The sequence below is a fragment of the Allosphingosinicella sp. genome (genome assembly GCF_036387215.1).
GTDB lineage: Bacteria > Pseudomonadota > Alphaproteobacteria > Sphingomonadales > Sphingomonadaceae > Allosphingosinicella.
On sequence record NZ_DASVUE010000262.1, the window covers coordinates 1 to 3256 of the forward strand.

3 protein-coding genes are annotated in these 3256 nt (G+C 65.2%); all 3 read left to right on the forward strand.

Translation table 11 applies throughout. The features are described from left to right. Positions 1-1117: cytochrome c oxidase subunit II (gene coxB / locus VF662_RS10670; RefSeq protein ID WP_464140878.1), on the forward strand; the 1117-nt coding region annotated here is incomplete at its 5' end. After that, positions 1117-2781 (forward strand): cytochrome c oxidase subunit I, encoded by a 1665-nt coding sequence (gene ctaD, locus VF662_RS10675; protein WP_464140881.1) that lies wholly within the window; start codon positions 1117-1119, stop codon positions 2779-2781. The genes coxB and ctaD, both read left to right, overlap by 1 nt. A 134-nt stretch (positions 2782-2915) precedes the next feature. Continuing rightward, a partial coding sequence (locus VF662_RS10680) for a UbiA family prenyltransferase (protein ID WP_464140884.1) occupies positions 2916-3256 on the forward strand: 341 nt, incomplete at its 3' end.

Here is a 3256-nt window from a genome sequence, read left to right on the forward strand (position 1 = left end):
TGCCGCTGCCCAGCCTGCTGCGGCGGCGCAGCAGCCGGTGATGAAGGGTGCCCCGCCGAGCGACGCGATCAGCGCCGCCTCGCAGGCCCGCGGCGGAGCCCAGCCGGAGGAAGTCTCCGACCCGAGCCTTGCCAACGCTACCGGCGAAGAGCCAAGCGACGCGCAGGTCGCCAAGGCCACGATGGCATCGCGCAGCTCCCCTGTGGTCGGCATCGGCCAGCCGGACGGCCGCATGGGCTTCCAGGATCAGGTCACCCCGATCGGGCGGCAGGCGGCATGGTTCCACAACCAGCTGCTGATGCCGCTGATCACCGCGATCTCGCTCTTCGTTCTCGCGCTCCTCCTCTACGTGATCGTGCGCTACCGGCGTTCGGCCAATCCGGTGCCGTCGCGGACCACCCACAACACTCTGATCGAGGTCGTCTGGACGCTGGTTCCGGTGCTGATCCTGGTCGCGATCGCCGTCCCCTCGATCAAGCTTCTCGCCAACCAATATAACCCGCCAAAGGCGGACCTCACCGTGAAGGTGATCGGCAACCAATGGTATTGGACCTACCAATATCCGGACAATGGCGACTTCGAGATCGTCTCCAACGCCCTTTCCGACGCCGACGCCAAGAAGCGCGGCGAGCCTCGCCAGCTGGCGGTCGACGAGCGCATGGTCGTGCCGGTCGGCGCCGTCGTGAAGCTGATCGTCACCTCCAACGACGTGATCCACGCGTTCGGCGTCCCCGCCTTCTGGACCAAGATCGACGCCGTTCCGGGCCGGCTGAACGAGACCTGGTTCAAGGCCGAGCGTCCGGGCCTCTATTACGGCGTCTGCTACGAATTGTGCGGCGCCCGCCACGGCTACATGCCGATCGCCGTCGAAGTGGTGCAGCCGCGCCAGTTCGCCGCCTGGGTCGCGGCCAAGGGCGGCACCATGCCGGGCGGAGCGCAGGCCCGCACCGGCGACGAGACCGCCGCCTCGCCGATCACCAATCCGGATCTGGTCCCGACCGCCGGCGGAAGCGCCACCGAGACGAGCCCCGAACCCACCAACGTCATGGATGCAACCTCAAGGCCGCCCGTTTCGACGCAGGGCGCCACGAATTCGAGAAGAGGCGACGACCAGTAATGACCGATACCACTGCCAACGCCGCCTATTTCGAGGGCCAGCACGGCCATGAGGCACATCATGACGCGGACCACAAGCCGGGCTTCTTCGCCCGCTGGTTCATGTCGACCAACCACAAGGATATCGGCACGCTGTACCTGATCTTCGCCATCATGGCGGGGATCATCGGCGGCGCGATCTCGGGCCTGATGCGGGCCGAGCTCGCCCAGCCGGGCATCCAGTTCCTCCAGGCATGGTCCGGCGCCGACTCGTTCGACGAGGCGCTTCACCTCTGGAACGTCCTGATCACCGCCCACGGCCTCATCATGGTGTTCTTCATGGTGATGCCGGCGATGATCGGCGGCTTCGGCAACTGGTTCGTCCCGATCATGATCGGCGCGCCGGACATGGCGTTCCCGCGGATGAACAATATCAGCTTCTGGCTGCTCGTTCCCGCTTTCCTCCTGCTCCTGGGTTCCGCCTTCGTGCCCGGCGGGACCGGCCTCGGCGCCGGCACCGGCTGGACCGTCTACGCGCCGCTCTCCACCTCGGGCTCCACCGGCCCCGCGGTAGATATGGCGATCTTCTCGCTCCACCTTGCGGGCGCATCGTCGATCCTCGGCGCGATCAACTTCATCACGACCATCTTCAACATGCGCGCGCCGGGCATGACCCTGCACAAAATGCCGCTGTTCGTCTGGTCCGTGCTCGTCACCGCCTTCCTGCTGCTGCTCGCGCTTCCGGTGCTCGCCGGCGCGATCACGATGCTGCTCACCGACCGCAACTTCGGCACGCACTTCTTCGACGCGTCCGGCGGCGGCGATCCGATCCTGTACCAGCACCTGTTCTGGTTCTTCGGGCACCCGGAAGTGTACATCATGATCCTTCCGGGCTTCGGCATCGTCAGCCAGGTGGTGGCTACGTTCAGCCGCAAGCCTGTCTTCGGCTATCTCGGCATGGCCTATGCCATGGTCGCGATCGGCGTCGTCGGCTTCATCGTGTGGGCGCACCACATGTTCACGGTCGGCATGGACGTGAACACGAAGATGTACTTCACCGCGGCCACGATGGTGATCGCGGTGCCGACCGGCATCAAGATCTTCTCGTGGATCGCCACCATGTGGGGCGGCTCGCTGTCGTTCCAGACGCCGATGATGTGGGCCTTGGGCTTCATCTTCATGTTCACGGTCGGCGGCGTCACCGGCGTCGTGCTCGCCAACGGCGGCATCGATAACAACGTCCACGACACCTATTACGTGGTCGCCCACTTCCACTACGTGCTCTCGCTGGGCGCGGTGTTCTCGCTCTTCGCCGGCTTCTATTACTGGTTCGGCAAGATGTGGGGCCGCAATTACAACGAGCTGCTCGGCCAGCTCCACTTCTGGGTGTTCTTCGCGGGCGTCAACATCCTGTTCTTCCCGATGCACTTCCTCGGGCTCGACGGCATGCAGCGCCGCGTTCCGGACTATCCGGACGCTTTCTCCGGCTGGAACCATGTCGCGACGATCGGCTACATCGTGATGGGCATCGGCATGCTGTTCTTCTTCGTGAACATCATCTGGTCGCTGATGTTCGGCAAGAAGACGCCGCCCAACCCTTGGGGCGAAGGCGCGACGACGCTCGAATGGACGCTGTCGAGCCCGCCGCCCTTCCACCAGTTCGAGACGCTGCCGCGGATCGACTGATCCTTCGATACGGGCCTTCGCCAAGCTCACCGGCTACTCAGGATGAGCGGCGGAGGCCTGCTAGAAGCCGCTCATCCTGAGTAGCCGGTGAGCTTGTCGAACCGGCGTATCGAAGGACGCGCAAGAAGCACTATATGATCAGCGTGACCGCCACCGCCGACGCCTCCCTCCCCGCCGATTGGCGGGATTTCGTCGCGCTTACAAAGCCGCGGGTGATGAGCCTTGTGGTGTTCACTGGGCTGTGCGGCCTGCTCGCGGCGCCGGCGCATATCCATCCGGTGCTCGGCTTCACAGCCATCCTCTGCATCGCGCTGGGAGCAGGCGCGGCGGCTGCGCTCAACATGTGGTACGAGGCGGATCTCGACGCGCTCATGAAGCGGACGTCGGGCCGGCCGCTCCCCGCAGGCCGGATGGACCGGCAGGCGGCGCTCCATTTCGGCGTCGGCCTCGGCGTCTTCTCGGTGCTTCTGATGGG